Raw genomic sequence first — 19,261 nt, 5'->3', positions numbered from 1 at the left:
CTTGGGTAAATTTTCCAGAGAAAGACTAAAGACTTCATTCTCAAAACCGATACATTCCCCAATGAAACTTATGCAAAAAACCCTACTCACATTAAGCCTTTTTATCCTCGTTGCTTGTCAGACAACTCTCAACAGACACGTAGCTGCTGATTATCACATCTCTAATAGTGCTCAACAGCTGGTGACTTGGGAAACAAAGGCCAATGCTATCTCTGAAAGATCCAATGAAGTTATCCGAGTAGAACACTATGAGATTCCACTGAGGCTTCTGGAGAAAGACTTCGATGCCAACCTGGACTCAAATATCAAGAACTCTATTTTTTTTACTAAAAATGGCGAGCCTTACGTCAGATGGATTATCAATCCAGAAGACTCTAAATGGCATCTTGAAGTTAAAAGCTTTTTACAGAAACACAAGATCGACAGCGAACCAAAAAAATTCTTCGATGGTTACTTAACAGCTTCGCGCTCAATGATCCTGGTTAACCCAACTAATGGAGCAAGCTTCTCGCTAAAAGTTTCAACGGATAAAACAGGTGGAAAGTGGACAGATAAAAAACAAACCTGGGCTGATGCTCAACAAGTCCGCAACATGAACCGCTACCTTCAGGAAACACTTCCTAAAATGGACACACCAACTCTCGTGATCATGGATGAACCTCTTGCCATGGGGATTAAAGAACTCGATCACGGTATGATCATGCGCTCACTCAATGATCTTCCTGAAGATGGTCACTACTATCTTCCGGCCTTCTCTGCTCTTCATGATGTTGAAGGTGCAAGAATTGCAAAACTTAATGGCGCGACTGATCCTGTGCGCTTTTGGGATAAACACCTTAATGAACCTATTGCCCGCGCAATGGCCGAGTATTTTGCGGCCACAGGTTCTTGGTATGACTCTCCTCACGCTCAAAACTTTCTAGTGGAACTCGACCGTGATATGAAACCTACAGGGCGAATTGTCCTGCGCGATTTAGGTGACACTTATCTACTCGAAGACTTTGTGAAAAATACAAAGTTTGGATGGATCACAAAAAATTGGGACCCAAACAATGTCCAGCAAGGAAAGATCACGACAGGCATTGGACTTCTTCATGGAAATAATCCACCGAGCTGGATGACTTCAACTGAATACAAAGAATACCAATGGGGCTTCTACCGAACTTTCGAGCAACGTTTTGCTGAAATCACCGGTGTTCCCTACAACGAAATGCTAAGAACAGAATCTAAAGAATCACTTTGGTCATACTCACGCAAGACATACCAGGCAACCTCTGAAGCCTGGAAGAAATTCATTCGTTATGCCAACTGCTTAAACGGCGAACTCAAAACTCTGACCGGTGAAAAATGCCCGGAGATTTACCTAAAACGCCTGCGCAAAGTGGATTGCTTCCAGGGTGTCAACGCTATTATCGCCCATTAAATCAAGTAACATTTCTGTGACTATGGATTTGTGCACGTCCACTATCTTATTGCGTTTATCGCCTATATACTTTTTCTTTTTGCCTGGAGTTTATCATCATGCTTAAAACCACACTGTTACTCGGACTCTTATCGCTTTCTCCAATGAGTCTTAACGCCAAAACATTTGTTAACTGCTCTGAAGCTTCACCCGCTTCATTTAACCCACAAGTTGTGACAGACGCTCCCTCATACAATGCTTCTGCCATTACTCTTTACAATAAGCTTATGCGTTTTGAGCTAGGAACGACAAAAATGATTCCTGGTCTGGCCGAATCGTATACCATTTCAAAAGATGAGAAAGTTTATACCTTTAAACTTCGCCGTGGAGTTAAGTTCCATACGACAAGTTATTTCAGGCCAACTCGCGACTTCAATGCCGAAGACGTTCTCTTCTCTATCAATCGTCAAAGACAAAAAGATCACCCTTTCCACATGGTAAGTGGTGGTGTGTACACTCAGTATGAAAACAATATTAAAGATAACATCAAAGACGTTGTTGCCCTGGATCCATACACAGTGCAAATCACTCTAAATGAAGTACAGGCTCCTTTCCTTGCTTACATGGCCGGGAACTACATGAGTGTTCTTTCTGCTGAATATGGTGAGAAGCTTGCCAAAGAAAACCGCAAACAAGACATGGATCAATTCCCAATTGGAACCGGTCCCTTTTCTTTCGTCTCTTATGTTAAAGACAGCGTGATCCGCTACACTGCTCATCCAGATTACTGGGATAAAACGAGTTATAAAGGAAAAGCTAAAAACCGAATTGATAAATTAATTTTTGCCATTACTCCAGACCAAACAGTTCGCTACCAAAAACTAAAAGCTGGTGAATGCCACTTCGTCACCCTTCCATCAATCGTCGATCTGGATGATATGCGCGCTAATAAAAATGTGCTTGTCATGTCTCAAGAAGGATTAAATGTCGGTTACCTGGCGATGAACACAACTAAAAAGCCCTTCGACAACATTTTAGTAAGACGTGCTGTTAATCATGCTCTTAACAGAAAAATGTATCTCGATGCTATTTATCACGGCACAGGTATCGTTGCCAGTAACCCGGTTCCCCCTGCTCTTTGGTCATACGACAAAATGCTAAAGGACTACGACTACAACCCGGAAAAAGCAAAGGCGCTCTTAAAACAAGCGGGCCTTGCCGATGGATTTGAAACTGAAATGATCACTCTTCCAGTAACCCGTCCCTACAATCCGGATGGAAAAAAGATGGGGGAACTCATGCAAGCAGATCTTGCCAAAATTGGTATCAAGGTAAAGCTTGTCACTTTTGACTGGCCAACATTCTTAAAAAAGTCGCGCTCTGGTGAACAACAAATGATTCAATTCGGCTGGACTGGGAATAATGACCCGGACACTTTCTTAAACGACCTTTTAAGCTGTGCGAGTGTTGAATCAGGAAACAACACGGCCAGATGGTGTAATGAAAAATTCAATGACCTGGTTCTTCAGGCAAGACGTGTGACTGACCAGAAAAAGCGCGCTGATCTGTACAAGAAGGCCCAAAAAATCTTTAAAGAAGAAGCTCCATGGGTAACACTCGCTCATGCGAAAGTTTTTAGAGTTATGGATAAGAATGTTGCAAACTTTAAGATTGATCCATTTGGATATGATTACTTCGATCAAGTAGAACTAAAATAAAACAGGTGCTCCGATGAAAAGCTTTAACCCTGAAACTGATTTAAAATTTGAACGCACAACAGACTTAACACCTGCTCAGTTGTTTGCTGGCTGGACGACGCCATCTCTTTTAATGAAATGGTTCACTCCTGCTCCGTGGAAAACAATTGATGCAGCAATTGATCTAAAACCTGGTGGAAAGTTTTATACGCTCATGCAATCTCCTGAAGGACAAAGCTTTCCCAATACTGGATGTTACCTGGAAATTGAAAAAGATCATAAGATCGTTTGGACATCGACCCTAAGTTCTGATTTTCGTCCAAACTCAGATGACTCCCCAGCTTCATTTCCTATCACTGTTCACGTCATTTTTGAGAAAGAAGCTCAAGGCACAAAATATACGGCCTATGCTCTTCATAAAAATGCCGAAGACATGAAAAAACATGAAGCAATGGGGTTTGAAACAGGATGGGGCCTGGCCTTTGATCAACTCGTAAAATTAATGAAAGAGATTTAATTAATATAAGAAATTACAATAAATAAATATCATTTCTTCACCTGCTAAGATCCGAATATTTGGTCCAGATGTCAGACATTTTTTAACTAATTTCCCTGACAGTTGGACCACTATTTGGCACTCTTTTTCCTCACACACACAACGCACTTTGGAGACATTTCGTGGAAACAAGAAGACTTAAGGATCTTAAGGCAACGAACCCGTATTTAAGACTTGGAACAGATGTTTCAGAACTTGAAAAATCAATTCAAACTGTGGGCCTTATCGCTCCACTTGTTATCTCCCCTGACAATGTTATTTTAGCTGGAGCAAGACGCTTCCAGGCCCTTTTAAACCTTGGCTACGTTGAAGCTCCGGTTATGATCGTCGATAAAGGTGAACTAGAGCGCGAGCTTGTTTCAATCGATGAAAACCTTGTGAGAAAAGACCTGACAAAAATCGAAGTCGAAGGTCACCTAAGGCGAGCTAAAGAAATTTACCAGGCATTAAATCCACACGAGGAAGAAACACCTGCTCCTGTTGAGGCAAGTGAAGATTCGCTTGAAAGTGAAATCGAAAAAAAGAAGGTTGTTCTTCCTGCTGAGAAGTTCCTGAATATCGTCGCTGAAAAAACAGGTCTTTCGCCTAAGCAGATTCACGAAGCTATCAACCGTGATGAAATGGCATCAAAAGATGTAAAAGAGGCCAGAATCAATGGCGAGCTTTCTCTAAGTCAGACAAACGAAATCGTAAAACTAAAAAAAGAAGAACAAGAAAAATCACTTTCTCACATCAAGACACTTCCAGTGCGCGAAATTAAAAAATTCGTAAAGATCGCTAAAGCTAAAGGTGTAGAAGAAGCGATTAAAGAAACACCAAAGGACCCTCATTCAAGAGACTTCTTAGAAGTAGAAGCAGCTTTAAAGAAGCTGGTAAAGAAACTAAAACAACTTGAGCTAGAAGGGATGAATCCTTCGGATTTCCCGGCAGATATTCAAAACATGTTAAAGACAGTAGTGAAGTTTGCTGAGAGTGAAGACAATTTTATTCCAGCAAAAAATACAGATATGTATGAGGAAGCTATTCAGTAAATGAAACTCGGTCTCTATAAGCATTATAAGGGAAAACACTATCAAGTTCTTGGTATCTGCAAACATTCAGAGACACTTGAAGATTTAGTCCTTTATGAAACTCTTTACGAAAACGAACAGTCGCGTTTGTGGGTTCGTCCAGTGGCGATGTTTCTTGAGAGGATTGTTGTTGATGGCAAAGAGGTTCCTCGCTTTGAGTATATTGGTGACAGAAAATCGAATCAAAGAATGTAAGTTATCACTTACTCTTAAAAAACTCCCACATCACATCATTGGCCGAAATCGCCTTTGACGTCTCTTCTGCCCCTCTTCTGATCTTTTCTCCGCCGGGCCACGAGTGTGCTCCAGTTTCGGTCACACAAAGTTGAACCTCAGTTCCACTTTTACATCCAGAATAAAGATCACAGTACGCTCCACTTTTTTCTAGGACTCTTTTTGGAGTTTCACTACATTCATTCTGTTTCACCCATTTAGCTACAGTTGCAGGCACAGAAATAAACTCCGTCACTTTCTCTTTATTGTCCGATAAACTTTTTCCAGAACCACCATTAAAGAGAACGTGGTCATCATTTTTGGCATGGATATGAAGAATTGAAATAGGATTTTTAGGCGAGCAATTGATGGTATTATCCGTTCCTGCAACAGCGGCAATTCCTTTAATCGTATCCGACAATTCACAGGCCAGACGGTAAGACATCATCCCACCGTTAGACATTCCAGTCGCAAAGATTTTACTTTTATCAATATTAAGTTGAGAGGAAATCTTCACGATCATCTCTCTAATAAAGCTTACGTCATCAATATTCTTATCGCGGGCATCTCCACAACATTTTCCAGCATTCCATGTCGCAAACTTCCCCGAATTGAATTTACTATATCCATTTGGAAAAGCGACAATGACCCCCAGTTCTTCTGATTTTGAAATCTGTTTATAAAGCTTGTCATTTGACTGATACGACATATCTCCACCACCACCATGAAGAGCAATTAAAAGTGGTAATGCAGCTCCATTGTATTTGGCCGGGACATGAAGTTTATACATGCGAGTGATCCCGTTGTGTGAAAACGAAAGTGTATAATCTCCAGGCCTAGTGATCTTCTCTTCTGAGCTTGCATTTGTTTCTGGTGCGGGTTTGGCCTCTTCTTTTTTGGCCATGCGCTCTTTGACTCGTTCTCTGATTCGTTCACGAAGAGACTGTGCTTCACTGCTAGGAGCAAATAGAGTCAGTGATAAAAGAGCGATCATTAACTTCATATAAAACCTTTTGAATTGCTGAGAAGAGCTTCTCACTATTTTAGCATAAAGAATTTTCACAGTTCAAAAAACTTACAAAAAAGAAAAATAAAAGATAAAGTTAAGTCATTAAAGAGTTGTGAATGAAAACATCAGAAGAAATTAATTAGGCGGTTTTTTAGCAAGCGGGAAAGATATTTTGAAACCAAATAATAAGGGAGCTTTTCAGCTCCCTGTAATGTTTTAGATACCTGAACAGTCTACGTCTTTTGGAGAAAAAGAATTTCCTGTTTTTTCGAAACTCACTAAACATGACCATGTTTGCGGGTAACCATTAAGAGGATTCACCGTTTCTACTTTTGCTTTTACTCCAACTCCACCTTTAATTGTGACAAGAGAGTGGTTTGTAATGCTCGTGACTTCACGACCGTTATCATAGAACTCAGCGATGATTGCATCTTCTGCTTCAATCATAAGTTCTTTCATAGCTCCGGCACTTGCATTTGTGCTCATAAAAAGAGTGGCCATAGTAGCTAGCGATAAAACGATTTTTTTCATTTAGACTCTCCAGGGTGATGGTTTAAATTTATGGCGAAATACCATCTAAAAGTGGCATATAGCAAGCTGTTATTTTGTCTAATCCAAATCTTAACAATCCCATTATCCATGAGTTGCTTAAATTAAAGATTTTACGTTAAGATAAGGTCATGCCTGATGATAAAAAACCAAAGCCTGTTGATCTCGAGAACATTAACCTTGATTTAATGAAGCTCAAAGTGACCGATATGCCATCCTTACTTGAGTACGCTCACACCGTCGGTGGTTTTGCCATTACACCGACCAATCAAGGTACCATTAAAAGCAATGCTCGTTCGGCCATGGTTGAGCAGACAGAAGAGCAACTCAATATCATCTATGAACAAATGAAAACTCTTGCTAAGCAAGTTCAAGACATAAAAAAGCGCGTTTATATCTCTGATCTCATCTACAATGTAGAAATCCCCTTTACTCCCGTGATTGGAAAAACCTACTATCTCTATGAAGAGAATACTGGAAAAAGATATCTATCGCTTGTCTCTCCTGATGAATGGGGAAAGGCCATGGACTCACAGGTTTTCCTGGCAGAAATCAGACTCAATGCCGATCACACCTGGAAAGTTATCAAATCGACAATTGAGTTGTCTTAGTTGTCTTTAATTAATTCCAGAAGCTGAACACTCACCTTTTCTCCCCATTGAGCAGATGCGCTTGGCGGGTAGTGAATGCCTTCTTTGTTATCAGCAGGGAATTTTGTGATTTTTAAGCTATCGATATACTGACAGTTATTTTCTTTTGCCAAAGAAATTAAAAGCTCATTTGTTTCTTTTAATTTTACCTGTGTGACAACTTTTGAATTCGCATCAGGCGGTCCAATCCAAATGCACTTGCTGCTTTCGTCTTTAATGGCCTTCATCATGGCGACAATACTATTTCTAGCATTGGAAGGTCTTGCTCCAGCGGCGATATTTGTTCCCAGTTGAACTATCGTTACATCAGGACGATACTTCGCCAGTTCATCCACAAACTTTGGAGTATTATGCTCTTTAGACCTGATTTCCTCGTTTCCATCTTTCTTCCAGAACCCACAGACTGTCTTTTCGTACTTATTATTGCCCAGCCACGTGCTCGGTGTTGCTCCACAACTTGATTGCATGATCACTCGTGAAGCCTCTTGCGAAAGATTCTTTTCGATCGTTGTGCCTAGCTTCCCATAACTATGAGAGTCACCGACATATAGAATAGTTTTTGCCTCTTGGGCAAAAGCGCTAGAAAAAAGGATTAAGAAAGATGAAAAGAGAAGAGATTTTTTCATGATTCTTCTTAGCATTAAATCAGAGAATTAGTGGTTTTTTGTAAAAAATATAGCCCGGGCAAAGGCTTGGGATTAATATTATTGTAATAATTTATCTCATTTCCACAGGAGTCAGGAATGAAACTATCCCCGGTAAAAGTGATCCCGGCGCTTATTGCGTTCGTGGTAACTTGCCTTTTCTGGTTTATTATTGCCCCGCCTGAAGGTGTCGACATCAATGCCTGGCGCTTATTAGGAATTTTCGTTGGTACAATCGTTGCCATTATCGGCAAGGCCCTGCCTATAGGTGGAGCTGCGATGATTGGTATTCTTCTCGTTGGGATCACTCAAGTGACCAATCCAGGTGAGCCGGCCAAGGCCATGGGGGATGCACTAAGCGGTTTCTCAAACACTCTAATCTGGCTTATCGGAATCGCCTTTTTTATTTCTCGCGGATTTATTAAAACAGGCCTCGGTGCTCGCGTCGCCTACTACTTCGTTAAGATGTTCGGAAAGCGCACCATCGGTATCAGTTACGGGCTTTCATTTGCTGAATTGATTCTCTCTCCAGTTATGCCAAGTAACACTGCCCGCGGAGGTGGTGTTCTTTATCCTATCAACCGTTCTATCTCTGAATCAATGGGTTCACTTCCTGATGAAGGATCGAGATTAAAAGTTGGGGCCTTCTTAACGTTGGTTGCTTACCAGGTGAATATCATCACTTCAGCAATGTTTATCACTGCGACTGCCCCGAACCCACTGGTTACAGCAGGAATCAAGCAAGTGGCCAATATCGAAGTCAGCTGGAGCCAATGGGCGATTGCTGCTTTTGTTCCGGGACTCATTGCTCTTCTCCTTATCCCGCTTATTCTTTACATGATCTATCCTCCGCAAATTAAAAACACTCCAAATGCGGCAGCACTAGCGACTCAGAAACTTCAAGAAATGGGCCCAATCAAATTAGAAGAGTGGATTATGGTTGGCGTTTTCTTCTTACTTCTTTTCATCTGGGCCGGTGGTCCAGCTTTAATTTCAAGTGACCCTCTTTTTAAAATTGACCCAACTGCAGGGGCCTTTGTTGGTCTTGGTGTTTTACTTTTCTCCGGCGTTTTAAGTTGGGATGACCTGCTAAAAGAAAAAGGTGCATGGGATACTGTGACTTGGTTCTCGTCACTGGTTATGATGGCCACTTACTTAAATAAACTTGGAGTTATTAAATGGTTCTCACAGTTGGTTGAGACCTCCATTTCTCACTGGGGATTAGGCACTCTTCAAGCAGCCGTGATTTTAATTCTCATTTACGTTTTCATTCACTACTTCTTTGCAAGTAACACGGCCCACATTTCGGCCCTCTTTGCTTCATTCTTCGGTGTTGGTGTGGCCTTAGGAGCACCTCCTTTAATGTTTGGTCTCTTCTTAGGATTTGCTTCTTCACTTTGTGCTTCAATCACTCACTACGGTACAGGAACAGCACCGGTTCTTTTTGGACCTGGCTATGTCACTATGGGTGAATGGTGGAAGTATGGATTTGTGGTCACAGTACTTAACCTGATTATTTTCGGATTAGGATGTGCTGTTTGGTGGAAAATTTTAGGATACTGGTAGATATAAAGAGCCCCGCATTGCGGGGCTTTTTTTATTTAATTTTTTATTCTTCTGCTTCGTCGTTAGGTAACAGATCGCCTTCTAAAATCCCAAGATCCTCTTGTTCCATGTTCATGTTTTCATGCTGATCTTTTTGGTCATAACAATAACTCTTCACGAGATAGATTGGATTCACAAAAAAACCGTCTCTAATCACCCCAAAGTGCAAGTGAGCTCCTGTTGCATAACCCGTACGACCAACTTGTCCAATCTGATCTTCCATGCTCACACGCATTCCTACGCGCAGACCTTTTTGAAATTTCTTTAAATGGATATAAGTCGTCTGGTAGCCATTATCATGAAGGATCGTTACGAATTTTCCTTTTGAACGTGTTCTAGCGATTGTCACCACCTCACCTTCCAGGGCCGGGTAAACCGGAGTTCCACTTGGAGCGACGAAATCAATTCCGTTGTGTGGTTGATGCTTTCTTGTCACCGGGTGTCTGCGGTTAAGCTGGAATAAACTTGAAACACGGCTTGATCTCACCGGAGCGTAAAAAGGTTTATCTGCCAGTTCATAATCTTCCGAGAGAAGTTTCCAGGCAAATGTTTCAGGGTCAATTTTTAAAATCTTCTTTGAAAGAGCGTGACCGATAATAAGTGAAGCTTGAAGAACACTTCCTTGTTTAACCAGTCTTCCATTTTCGTAATATTGTCTCACATCCATGCTGTAAGAAGCATTCGTGCGAAGACCTTTTGTTGTTGAGAAGTCTTCTTTAAAAGCTTCACTCATTTGAGTCGCAATTTTTTCCACACCCACATCGTTCATTAATGTGTCGTAAAGTGTGCCGCGGATTTCACCTTCAATTCTTTTGATCTCTGATTCAAAAACACCGTCAGACTTTTCAACGTCAACTAATGTATCAGATTTCATCACCGTATAAATATCGTTTGAATCCTGATCGTAAAGTTTTAGAGTGAAATTTGAAGCATTATATTCTGGGCCAACAAAAGTCTGATGCTCAGAAGAAATGATAAGTTCGTCTAGTTCTGGAATTTTCTTTTCGAGAGCTGCAATTTCCTGGGCCTTAAATCCATAACGGCTAAGAACAGCAGAAGCTTTTTCTTCTGCTTGAACACTTTGAGAAAAAGACATCAACAGCATTAGGCATAAGAATGTTTTAGTCATAAGTGGTCTCTGAAAATTAGTAGATTATCAGCATTTATTTTAGGGAAGCGCGAAGCGAAATGACTAATAAAGAACTCTTACATCTCGCGTGAATTCCATTAATAATTCGCCTCTTACGCTTTATTGAAACTAAAATTTATCTTAATTTCGCCATTATTCATCCACGATGGTGTGACTTCGTCGAGAAAACCTGAAACTTCCATCTTCTCTGTCGGGTGGCGATAGCCATTTACTTGCCGATGACTTTTCTCAAGTTGAGTTTGAAACTTTTATTAAAGAAAGAGTCGGCATGACTATTGGCTGGACGGGGTCATTTGATAAGCTTGAAGAGTATTTAAAAAAAATCCAGCGAACTCAGGCCCCCGACAAAAACGAGGGCCTTATTTATCCTCTTACCTCATCTGACGGTAGTGAAATAAGGGGCGCTCCTGATGGATGGACAGTGCTTTTGAATAGAGATCTTGAGGTTTCGTTATAGAGTTATCTGATGCCATAATTTCATTCGTCACAAAGTAATGACATAAGAACCCCATGAAAAGTGCAATGAGTAGAATAAGAATGTTGGAATTTAAAAATTCTTTAATCTTGGCTTTCATTTTTCCTCCAAAAAAATGCAGGGTTAAGGTTTAACTTCCTATTCATTATACGTGCGTTTAACAGTTTAGTTTTCAACCTCCTTGAAAGATATCGGCATATTTATTTTGGGATGGCCGAAAAAGAAGTCAAGACTGAGCGGTGTAAAAAAATAAATCTACAAAAACACTCGAGAAATTTACTTATATGTGACAACAAATCTCAGATACTTCCATGACCAAAATAGAGTTCCCACAGTTAAAATAAAAGAACTATAGCCCAGATGCCTCAAGTAACCTTCTGGAATGAGAATGGCAGAAACTCTTGTCGCAGCGGCCAGTGTCACTAAAAAAGCCACGATATAAAGAACTTTTAAATTCTCAAGCTTTTTATCACCTGGCCCATGAGACTGAAGCACTCTGGTTGCAATAAGGAACGATAAAAGGACAATTCCACTAAAAAAGAAAGCGTGACCGCTATGAATCGCTCCCTCAATCCAAAGTACTTTTAACAAGAAACTAAAAAGAATAGCCCAGCATGAAAACCAAATACACCAGGTCAAGGCTGACCTGTCTTTAGGTTTAATATAAAGTTTCCAATAAAACAGAGATATAGTCGCAACGACAAGAAGACGTAAAATGGCACCTGAAGTGCCCGGAAGAAAATAGCTGCCCATAAAAGTGAGAATCAGACCGTAAAAATGAAGCGGAACAGTCAGGAAAAAATTTTTCTCATTTTCATAACGTTGTCTTTGAGTCTGGACGATTTCGACGTGTCCCAGAATTCCAGGAACCAGTCTGCTTCCAACACCTAAAATGATCGCGGCAATGGCACCTTCATAGTGCAGGCCCTTATAAACATCTTCTAAGGTCAAAGCACTGGTTATAGCAGAAAAAATCCAAAGCAGTAGCCCTATTAAGATAAAAACAAAAGAGTACGGTGGGTTTGCCTTTCTTTTTGTAATTCTTCTCATGAGAAAAAGAAGAATAAAGAGAGCCTGTGAAGCCGATACCCAGTACATCAAGGACTCTTTGTCTTGGAAGGAAAACATCAGACCAACCATCGTCAGAATCAAAAAGCCAAACGCCTCAAAAATTGAAGCCGTTTTAGTTTGTGAAAATTTAGGTACAGCGGTCATTAAAAAACCAGCGATAAAAGACCCACTAAAACCATTAAGCATTAAATAGCGATGAGCGAGAACAGGATAATTCTGTTGAATCCATATTTGCGGAAGCCATAAGAGCGTTCCCCATAACAAGAAGATAACTCCAAGTGGGAAGTAAAAGCGATAAGGTTCTTTTTGAGCGTAGGAAAAATAGGTTTTCATGATCTCATCATACTAAGAGTATCACAAAAAATAAACTGACTTGAATCAGCTTCAATAAATATAGACATCTTCAAGTTTTTTAACTTTCAAACCTTCGCCATACTCTTCGTCTTTAAGCATGATCTGTCGTGCAATCTGCCCTCTAACAACCAATAGGCGTCGTGGTGTATGCTTGAGCATTTCAAGCACTTTTTTGATGTGTGTGACTGAACCAAAATCGTAGATGAAAAAGATGTCACCTTCAGGCAACTCGCCCATTTTATCCAAATCAATTGCATCCAACTTTTTATTATGACAGCCAAGAGTTCTAAGAAGCCTGTTGCCTTCATCCACTCTTTCTTTAACGATCTCCACTCCTAAAAATTCTGAGTGCGGATAGAAGTGATGGAGGAAAATACCTATTCTTCCATAACCTGCACCAAGATCAACCACTCTCTCACCAGCTTTTGGCCTAATGATTTCAAACATGACCTTTAAATCGTGATAGCTCGTCTGAAGAATTTGAAAATCAAGTCCAACCCAGGTTTGTGCTCCACCATGAAGAACAGGTCCCCATTGATCAAACTGTGATTCTGGTAAAAGATTTTTTGCTTTTGATTGCAGAATTTCTTCTGTCTGTTTGATATTGAATCCAAGCTCTAAATCAATCTGAGAAGAGATGTGTCTCTTTGTAATACTATGATCGACGAAATGATTGAGAGGTGAAAAAATATCACTTAGACTTTTTTGAGAAGTTTTATGTCGAGAAATTAAGAGAAGATCAAAATCCATATTGACCTCTTAAGTAAAATCATAACCTAACTATAAAAAAGTGCAAGCCGACCTTTGATTTGCTTCATTCTTTATGTTATTTGGATAACTTATGAAAAAGAAAATCATCCTTGCCGCCACTCTGACTATCGTCTTAACCCTTGTAATCGTCTACTTTTACCAGGCCAATCAGGAAGCTAAAAAGAAGCTCATTGCGACTCAGCCGGTGTATGTGGCCGCTTTAAAAGAGGCCTTTGAAAGCAAGGCCATTAATCTTGAAGGCGCTTGTGCAAACCCAACACTCCTTCCATCAGGAACGGTGGACCTAAAAAATGAAGAACAGAAAAAGCGCTTCGAGTATCTTTGCGAGGATCTTAAAATCCATAAAGGATTGGAAGAGAATTTTGCTTCTAATACAGACTACCGCTACTTCCTTGAGTGCGCACAAAAATACGCTCAAGACATTCAGCAAATCAAAGATGATTTAAAAAATCATTATCCAGAGGATTATCAGGCGCTGAATTTCAAACAAGAGGACATACTTTTAAAATACCTGAAACATCCATCATCTGCTTATCTTCAAGTTCAATGTGAAGCTAAAGCTGAGGCCCTTTATTGGAACTCGATCGTGAATTCGGGCAAGGTCGAAGACTTAAAATTTTGTCTAGAGACGTTGGAGGGATGCGTGAATGGTTTCACTAAGGCCGAAGAATGCCCTGCAAAGTTCAAGAATTACTACGATGATTGCACAAAAAAACTAAACAAGCTGCGACACTAGGGTCCAAAAAATAAGCTAGCCGATGTCCTCCGCTGACGCTAGCATTTAACTACATTTCATTTCTCGGAGGTTATAAAATGAAAAGATTATTATCCCTTGCGCTTCTTCTCGGTTTCACCTCTTTAGCTTCGGCCCAAGAAAACGAAAAAGCCCCTATTTTTCTTCAGTACTGCAGCCATTTTGGCACAGGTGTAAGCTACTCTTTCCAGAGCTGTGTAAACTCAAACTTCTCTTCGATTTCTCGCGTGACGGGAGGATTCTTCCAACACTGTATGAATTTCGGTCAAGAAGTGGATTATGGATTCACAAGCTGTGTGAACAACGGTTTCAGAGAGGCCCAACGCCAACTTGAAAACACTGTCTGGATGCAATCATGTATGAACTTTGACCGCAAGACTTTGGACTACTCGTTCATTAGTTGTGTGAATTCAAACTTCAGCGCTATCCAAAGAGAGATCTCTTCTAGAAACTAAAATCTAAAAGCAGGCAGATTTTCCTCTACCTGCTTCTTCTTTATTAAAATCTGTAATAATTCTTTTTGCTTTTGTACCCGATTGGGATCTGATTGAATTTTTCCTTAAACATAAAATGAAACAGATCTTCGATATCCTGATTATCGCTTAAGTAATGGCGGTGCCCAGAACCGGCAAGGCTTGAAAGATCGAAATAGAGAGCATTCGCTGCGATTCGAGTATTAAGGAAAAGAAGATTATCAAAACCTCTTCCCAAACCTAAGCGGTCATCATTCTTAGAGCCTAAGTCGATCTCAGTATAATCATGCCCAACAGAGGCCAGTAGAACGGCATCTTTATTATTTGTGACGACATAAACATCACGGGACATATTAAGAGTTGAAAGCCACTTCTTATGTCCGGTAAAAGGTGTATCAGCTCCAGTCAGAATAACTGAATCAAAAAAGCTTGAGTCTTGAATGTCGTTTTTTGATTTCTCTAAGTAATTTTTAAGAACGATGTTTCCCATTGAGTGAAACATAAGAAGCATTTTGTGAGACTTAAAAAATTCAGCATCATTCTTTTTGAAACGATAAGCTTCATGCAGACCTAGGTCTAATTGTCTGCTTCCCTCATAAGTGTTATCTACCGGGCGCCCTAAAGCATTATTCCAAGAATCCCAGTGAAGCATTAACACGCGCACATTATAAATTTGCTCGACCTTATTAATGTTATTCCATTCTTTTTCCAACGTATGACTTCTGCCGTGCACATAAAGAAGGATATTCTTATCGGGAGACTCAACAGTGAGTTGATTAAGAAGCCTTGGCACGTCTGAAGCTTGATAAGTCGTCATATCGTTAGAGATATAAAAACCTGTGGCACCGGTGGCATCTCCGGCAAAAGAATTCACGGCCGTCAAAAAGAGAGCAAAGACAAGGAAAGATAATTTCATGCAATAACCTTGGTAGGGAGGGACAAGCCCATTTTGGTAGAAATCGCGACCAATCTAAACTCTATTTGACGAAGACAAGAAAATTGAAGGTTTGAGTCTTAGTTTGGTAAAGATACGACTTCTAAAAAAGCGACAATGTTTGGAGGCAGGCGTCGTATATAAACCATTTTAATAGATTAACAAAACATTAACTGAATTCGGCATTTTCAAGGAAGTATCTTTTCGTTATAGTCTTACAAAAAAAACCAGGTGCCCTGCAATGAAAAAAACTTTTCTTTTTTGTCTTCTTTTCTCTTTAACGAATTCACTATTTGCTAATGATAAAATTGTTGGTGGAGATCTTGTCGATCCTGCCGTGTTAGAAACATCACACATTGTCAGCCTTGGTGGTGGTTGTGCTGGAAGTATAATTGCAGCTAAGTGGATTTTAACAGCTGCTCACTGTCAGCCAGTTATCAGCCGTTATGTCACAGCTGGGCACATCAACCTAAAATCGAAAGAAAGAATTAAATTAGAAGTAAAAAAAGCATACCCACATCCAAAATATAATCCAAAAACATACGGCTACGATTTTGCTCTGATCGAATTAAAGTACGCGATTCATTTTGAAAACATGGGTCTAAAAGCAATTGATCTTCTAACTCCTGCTCTGGTTGAGCAAGGTGCAATTGAACCTGGAACAAAAGCGATGGCCATGGGATGGGGTTCAGTCAGAGAAGGTGGAAGTTCATCTAACCTGCTTATGTATGTTGAGCTTCCGATTGTGAGTCGTGAAGTTGCAAACGCTGAGAACGCTTACAAAGGTTTAGTTGAAGAAGCAATGATCCCTGCTGGATACGCGACTGGTAAAAAAGATTCATGCCAGGGTGATAGCGGTGGACCATTCACTATCATGGGTGCTGATGCCAAACCAATCCTTGCTGGAGTTATCAGCTGGGGTAATGGTTGTGCCCGTCCTAATCTATATGGGTTATACGCGAATGTTGCTTTTGCTTATCCATGGATTATGGAAACAATTAATAAATAATTGCCATTGACACTAATCAGGGAGAGAATACTTTTAAGGAGCACTTTATGAAAAGTTTCTTAATTGTTTCTCTCTTTTTTGCTTTCAATGCTTTTTCTCAAACAACACAAAAGCCTGATCCCAACTCTCCGATCAATGCCGAAGAACAAATCAGAGGTTTACCTGGTGCTGCTTCAGGGTATCCAAATACTATTTCTACAGATAAGAAGAATTCGCTTAAAGCTCCAGCGATTGTTGCACCTACAGAAAACACTGTGCCTGCAAACTGCGCTGATAATCTTGGTGGCAAAGGCAGTGCAACCTTCACCGCTTGCGAAGCGAATAAAAAAACCAGATAGTTTTCTATTCAGTTAGATGTAGTGACTGAACAAAACGAGGAACTTCAATCGAAGCCTTCCCATAATAATGCTCTTTAAAAAGCGCGCTGATTTGAGTTGGCGCCAAATTGATTTCGACAGTCCTACAATCAAGAGGAACCATATCGACAAATCCAGCGGCCGGATAAACTTGTCCACTCGTTCCGATACAAATAAAAAGATCGCACAAACGAAGATGCTCCATAATCTCTTTCATATGCATAACAGCTTCTTCAAACCACACAATGTCCGGGCGAAGCTTTCCCTTAGTCCCGCAACTCTTGCAGACAGATGCGAGAGTCATGTCTTCAAAATGATCATTGGACTTCTCACATGAGAGGCAACGGGCCTTCATGATTTCCCCATGCATATGAACAACTTTTTCAGCCCCTGCTCTTTCGTGAAGATTATCGACATTCTGAGTGACGAGAAGAAAGTGAGCAAAGGAATTATCTTCGAGTTCTTTTAGTGCAAGATGAGCTGCATTTGGCTTCACCTCGGGAGCCTGAAGTTTTTTTCTTCTTTCATTATAAAAACGATGAACGAGTTCCGGATTTTTTTGAAAGGCCACAGGGTGAGCGACTTCTTCAATGCGATGATTTTCCCATAGTCCATCAGCTCCACGAAAAGTTTGGATGCCAGACTCTTCGGAAATTCCGGCGCCGGTAAGAATGACGATATTTGTGTACTTCATGATCACCATTTTAAGACGGCCCAGCTATCACTGGCAATGCACAATTAAGATGACATCATTCTTGCATACTCTTTTATGGTTAATTAAAACCAGGGAGTAAAAAATGGCACAAACAAGCGACAAGTCAGATACTACGTCACGACAATTTCATTCACACTTCAACACTCCTTTTGTGGAAGTGACAAAAACGTTCAACGCCCCCGTTGAAAATGTTTGGAAAGCATGGTCAGACCCAGAAATGATTAAAGAATGGTGGGGTCCTTATGGCTTTTCATGCCCTACTGCAAAATTAGATTTTAAAATCGATGGAAAATATCTTTTTGCAATGAAAGACCCAAAAGGGCAAGTTGTCTGGAGCACGGGGACTTATATGGAAATTTTCCCTAACGAATTGATCGTCTGTACGGACCAATTTGCTGACCAAAATGGTCGTCCTATCTCGGCCCAGGAAGCTGGCATGGGTGAAGCTTGGGAGAATGCAGAGGAAACACTTATTTATTCTGTGAAGTTCACAAGTCTTGGTGAAAACAAAACTGAGATCCAATTAGTTCATGAAGGAATCCCAACATCAGAGCACAATGACTGTGTTAATGGCTGGAGTTCATCTCTTGATAAAATGAAAAAACTTTTAGAGAGTAATTAAGAAAAAGTCCCCGCTGTAAAAAGCGGGGACAATTATATTAAATCTGGCCAATTCCACCGTCGGCCATGAGTTCTGCACCTACGACGTAGTTTGAATCTTCACTTACTAAAATACATAAACATGGCAGGTTTTCTAATTCTCGATTAACATAAGAGAATGAAAAAAAGCCTGTTTCTTGTTTTGATTCTTGCCTCTGCCCCATCCTTCGCTGATTTTGGCGACAGCATCGCCAAAGCAATCTTCCAAAAAAAAGTAGATCAAGTTTATGCGAAGGCCTTGCAATGCGAGCCCCTTGAAAAAGACCGCAAGTCAGGAATGGACGTCAAGGACTGGATGAAAATCCAACCAGCACTTCCCGGCTGGCAGATGCTGGCAGAGATAGAAAATGTCGCTAACGACGCCAATAACTTTGCCCGTTCAAAAAAGACCAATGACAAAATCCGCCACTGCCTGGCCGGGTGTTATATTGCTCAAAAACTTGATTACCAGTCTGCTGTTTTAGTCGGTTGGTATAAAGAACTTCAGGATGCGAGTGATTGCTCTAAGAATACTTCTTTTGAAAAGAAAGATTATGAAGCAACGATCTTTGGTGCCCGTGGGGCCGACTCAGATATAGGGTGTGAGCGCTTTTGTAAAAGATAATTATTCGCGAGTTCTAAAGACGTTATAAACATTATCTAAAATAAATCTTTTGTACGACCCTGGCTTCTTCTTTTTTCCACCGATGTAATTCACCATCAAAGCTTCTTTCTTCGCTTCATTAATCCAGGCGACAAAAATTGCACTATGTTCGATATCTCTATATGAGTGATTAACGAAGTAAAGCCAGTCACCTGCTTCAAAGGTTTCAGTCTTGGCGTATGGCCCTTCGAATTTACTTTTATAAATCGTGACTCTTTGATTAGAAGGGTAACCTGCTCGGTCGTAAACGGCATTGATATAATCCCAACATCCACCAACAACGACATCCTGATCGGCGATCATTGATCTTGAAACTTCCAGAATCTTTCTTCCGCCAGGTGTAGCACTCCCCTCTGCCCGGTCCAATATCTCCGACTCATTATCGATTTTGTCCTGATCAGTGCGAGAGGCAGAGGCACAGGAAATGAGCGATGTCAGCAAGACAAGAATCATAAAAATTTTGTTCATTAAAACATTCTAATCGAACAAGGATTCGAGTCA

At 40.5% G+C, this 19,261-nt stretch carries 23 protein-coding genes; 13 read left to right on the top strand and 10 right to left on the bottom strand.

Features of this window, described 5'->3' with window-relative positions; all coding sequences use genetic code 11:
- The first annotated feature begins 61 nt into the window (after positions 1-61).
- The 5 genes from ACN20O_RS12700 to ACN20O_RS12680 all read left to right on the top strand — a co-directional run bounded on the left by ACN20O_RS12700 (position 62) and on the right by ACN20O_RS12680 (position 4,920).
- Positions 62-1,423 (top strand): hypothetical protein, encoded by a 1,362-nt coding sequence (locus ACN20O_RS12700; protein ID WP_491634293.1) that lies wholly within the window; start codon positions 62-64, stop codon positions 1,421-1,423.
- Positions 1,424-1,521: 98 nt separating this feature from the next.
- The gene (locus ACN20O_RS12695) at positions 1,522-3,120 is read left to right on the top strand and encodes an ABC transporter substrate-binding protein (RefSeq protein WP_491634292.1); all 1,599 of its coding nucleotides are present in this window, start codon (positions 1,522-1,524) and stop codon (positions 3,118-3,120) included.
- A 13-nt stretch (positions 3,121-3,133) separates the two neighbouring features.
- Positions 3,134-3,616, top strand: coding sequence for an SRPBCC family protein (locus tag ACN20O_RS12690; RefSeq protein ID WP_491634291.1), 483 nt, complete (start codon positions 3,134-3,136; stop codon positions 3,614-3,616).
- A 161-nt stretch (positions 3,617-3,777) separates the two neighbouring features.
- Complete coding sequence (locus ACN20O_RS12685; protein ID WP_491634290.1) at positions 3,778-4,686, top strand: ParB/RepB/Spo0J family partition protein; 909 nt, start codon at positions 3,778-3,780, stop codon at positions 4,684-4,686.
- Complete coding sequence (locus ACN20O_RS12680) at positions 4,687-4,920, top strand: DUF1653 domain-containing protein (RefSeq protein WP_491634289.1); 234 nt, start codon at positions 4,687-4,689, stop codon at positions 4,918-4,920.
- A 4-nt stretch (positions 4,921-4,924) separates the two neighbouring features.
- On the opposite strand, the gene ACN20O_RS12675 is transcribed toward ACN20O_RS12680, so the two are convergent.
- Entirely contained in the window at positions 4,925-5,941 is a 1,017-nt protein-coding gene (locus tag ACN20O_RS12675; protein WP_491634288.1) for an extracellular catalytic domain type 1 short-chain-length polyhydroxyalkanoate depolymerase, read from the bottom strand.
- 222 nt (positions 5,942-6,163) lie between these two features.
- Complete coding sequence (locus ACN20O_RS12670; protein ID WP_491634287.1) at positions 6,164-6,478, bottom strand: hypothetical protein; 315 nt, start codon at positions 6,476-6,478, stop codon at positions 6,164-6,166.
- 149 nt (positions 6,479-6,627) lie between these two features.
- Between ACN20O_RS12670 and ACN20O_RS12665 the strand changes: the two genes are divergently transcribed.
- Positions 6,628-7,107: a DUF2452 domain-containing protein gene (locus ACN20O_RS12665; protein ID WP_491634286.1), complete on the top strand. Its 480-nt coding sequence runs from the start codon at positions 6,628-6,630 to the stop codon at positions 7,105-7,107.
- Here the strand turns inward: ACN20O_RS12665 and ACN20O_RS12660 are convergent.
- On the bottom strand, positions 7,104-7,772 hold the full coding sequence (locus tag ACN20O_RS12660) for an SGNH/GDSL hydrolase family protein (RefSeq protein ID WP_491634285.1): 669 nt from the start codon (positions 7,770-7,772) through the stop codon (positions 7,104-7,106). The genes ACN20O_RS12665 and ACN20O_RS12660 overlap by 4 nt on opposite strands.
- A gap of 117 nt (positions 7,773-7,889) precedes the next feature.
- Between ACN20O_RS12660 and ACN20O_RS12655 the strand changes: the two genes are divergently transcribed.
- Complete coding sequence (locus ACN20O_RS12655) at positions 7,890-9,356, top strand: DASS family sodium-coupled anion symporter (RefSeq protein WP_491634284.1); 1,467 nt, start codon at positions 7,890-7,892, stop codon at positions 9,354-9,356.
- A 43-nt stretch (positions 9,357-9,399) separates the two neighbouring features.
- Here the strand turns inward: ACN20O_RS12655 and ACN20O_RS12650 are convergent, their stop codons facing one another.
- The 4 genes from ACN20O_RS12650 to ACN20O_RS12635 all read right to left on the bottom strand — a co-directional run bounded on the left by ACN20O_RS12650 (position 9,400) and on the right by ACN20O_RS12635 (position 13,195).
- Positions 9,400-10,524 carry a M23 family metallopeptidase gene (locus tag ACN20O_RS12650; protein ID WP_491634283.1) on the bottom strand — a complete coding sequence of 375 codons (1,125 nt, stop codon included), beginning with the start codon at positions 10,522-10,524 and terminating at the stop codon, positions 9,400-9,402.
- A 392-nt stretch (positions 10,525-10,916) separates the two neighbouring features.
- A complete protein-coding gene (locus ACN20O_RS12645) occupies positions 10,917-11,120 on the bottom strand; it encodes a hypothetical protein (protein ID WP_491634282.1) in 204 nt (67 codons plus the stop codon).
- A gap of 176 nt (positions 11,121-11,296) precedes the next feature.
- Entirely contained in the window at positions 11,297-12,424 is a 1,128-nt protein-coding gene (locus ACN20O_RS12640) for an NnrS family protein (RefSeq protein WP_491634281.1), read from the bottom strand.
- Between the two features lie 51 nt (positions 12,425-12,475).
- Positions 12,476-13,195, bottom strand: a complete 720-nt coding sequence (locus tag ACN20O_RS12635) for a hypothetical protein (protein WP_491634280.1) — start codon at positions 13,193-13,195, stop codon at positions 12,476-12,478.
- 91 nt (positions 13,196-13,286) lie between these two features.
- On the opposite strand from ACN20O_RS12635, the gene ACN20O_RS12630 reads away from it, so the two are divergent.
- Both ACN20O_RS12630 and ACN20O_RS12625 read left to right on the top strand, forming a co-directional pair.
- The gene (locus ACN20O_RS12630) at positions 13,287-13,952 is read left to right on the top strand and encodes a hypothetical protein (RefSeq protein ID WP_491634279.1); all 666 of its coding nucleotides are present in this window, start codon (positions 13,287-13,289) and stop codon (positions 13,950-13,952) included.
- Between the two features lie 77 nt (positions 13,953-14,029).
- Positions 14,030-14,425 carry a hypothetical protein gene (locus tag ACN20O_RS12625; protein ID WP_491634278.1) on the top strand — a complete coding sequence of 132 codons (396 nt, stop codon included), beginning with the start codon at positions 14,030-14,032 and terminating at the stop codon, positions 14,423-14,425.
- Between the two features lie 43 nt (positions 14,426-14,468).
- Here the strand turns inward: ACN20O_RS12625 and ACN20O_RS12620 are convergent, their stop codons facing one another.
- Complete coding sequence (locus tag ACN20O_RS12620) at positions 14,469-15,359, bottom strand: hypothetical protein (protein ID WP_491634277.1); 891 nt, start codon at positions 15,357-15,359, stop codon at positions 14,469-14,471.
- 259 nt (positions 15,360-15,618) lie between these two features.
- Between ACN20O_RS12620 and ACN20O_RS12615 the strand changes: the two genes are divergently transcribed.
- Together ACN20O_RS12615 and ACN20O_RS12610 are read left to right on the top strand one after the other, a co-directional pair.
- Complete coding sequence (locus ACN20O_RS12615) at positions 15,619-16,386, top strand: serine protease (RefSeq protein WP_491634276.1); 768 nt, start codon at positions 15,619-15,621, stop codon at positions 16,384-16,386.
- Between the two features lie 47 nt (positions 16,387-16,433).
- Positions 16,434-16,724, top strand: a complete 291-nt coding sequence (locus ACN20O_RS12610; RefSeq protein WP_491634275.1) for a hypothetical protein — start codon at positions 16,434-16,436, stop codon at positions 16,722-16,724.
- A gap of 4 nt (positions 16,725-16,728) precedes the next feature.
- On the opposite strand, the gene ACN20O_RS12605 is transcribed toward ACN20O_RS12610, so the two are convergent.
- Positions 16,729-17,442: an SIR2 family NAD-dependent protein deacylase gene (locus ACN20O_RS12605; RefSeq protein ID WP_491639287.1), complete on the bottom strand. Its 714-nt coding sequence runs from the start codon at positions 17,440-17,442 to the stop codon at positions 16,729-16,731.
- A gap of 97 nt (positions 17,443-17,539) precedes the next feature.
- Here ACN20O_RS12605 and ACN20O_RS12600 point away from each other — a divergent pair, with 97 nt between their 5' ends.
- Positions 17,540-18,079 (top strand): SRPBCC family protein, encoded by a 540-nt coding sequence (locus tag ACN20O_RS12600; RefSeq protein ID WP_491634274.1) that lies wholly within the window; start codon positions 17,540-17,542, stop codon positions 18,077-18,079.
- A 156-nt stretch (positions 18,080-18,235) separates the two neighbouring features.
- Positions 18,236-18,721 (top strand): hypothetical protein, encoded by a 486-nt coding sequence (locus tag ACN20O_RS12595; protein ID WP_491634273.1) that lies wholly within the window; start codon positions 18,236-18,238, stop codon positions 18,719-18,721.
- On the opposite strand, the gene ACN20O_RS12590 is transcribed toward ACN20O_RS12595, so the two are convergent.
- Positions 18,722-19,228, bottom strand: coding sequence for a hypothetical protein (locus tag ACN20O_RS12590; protein ID WP_491634272.1), 507 nt, complete (start codon positions 19,226-19,228; stop codon positions 18,722-18,724).
- Between the last annotated feature and the right edge of the window lie 33 nt (positions 19,229-19,261).

The organism is Bacteriovorax sp. As-1 (assembly GCF_058446905.1).
Note: the sequence above shows the minus strand (reverse complement) of the source record. Positions and strands in the feature narration are given on the sequence as shown.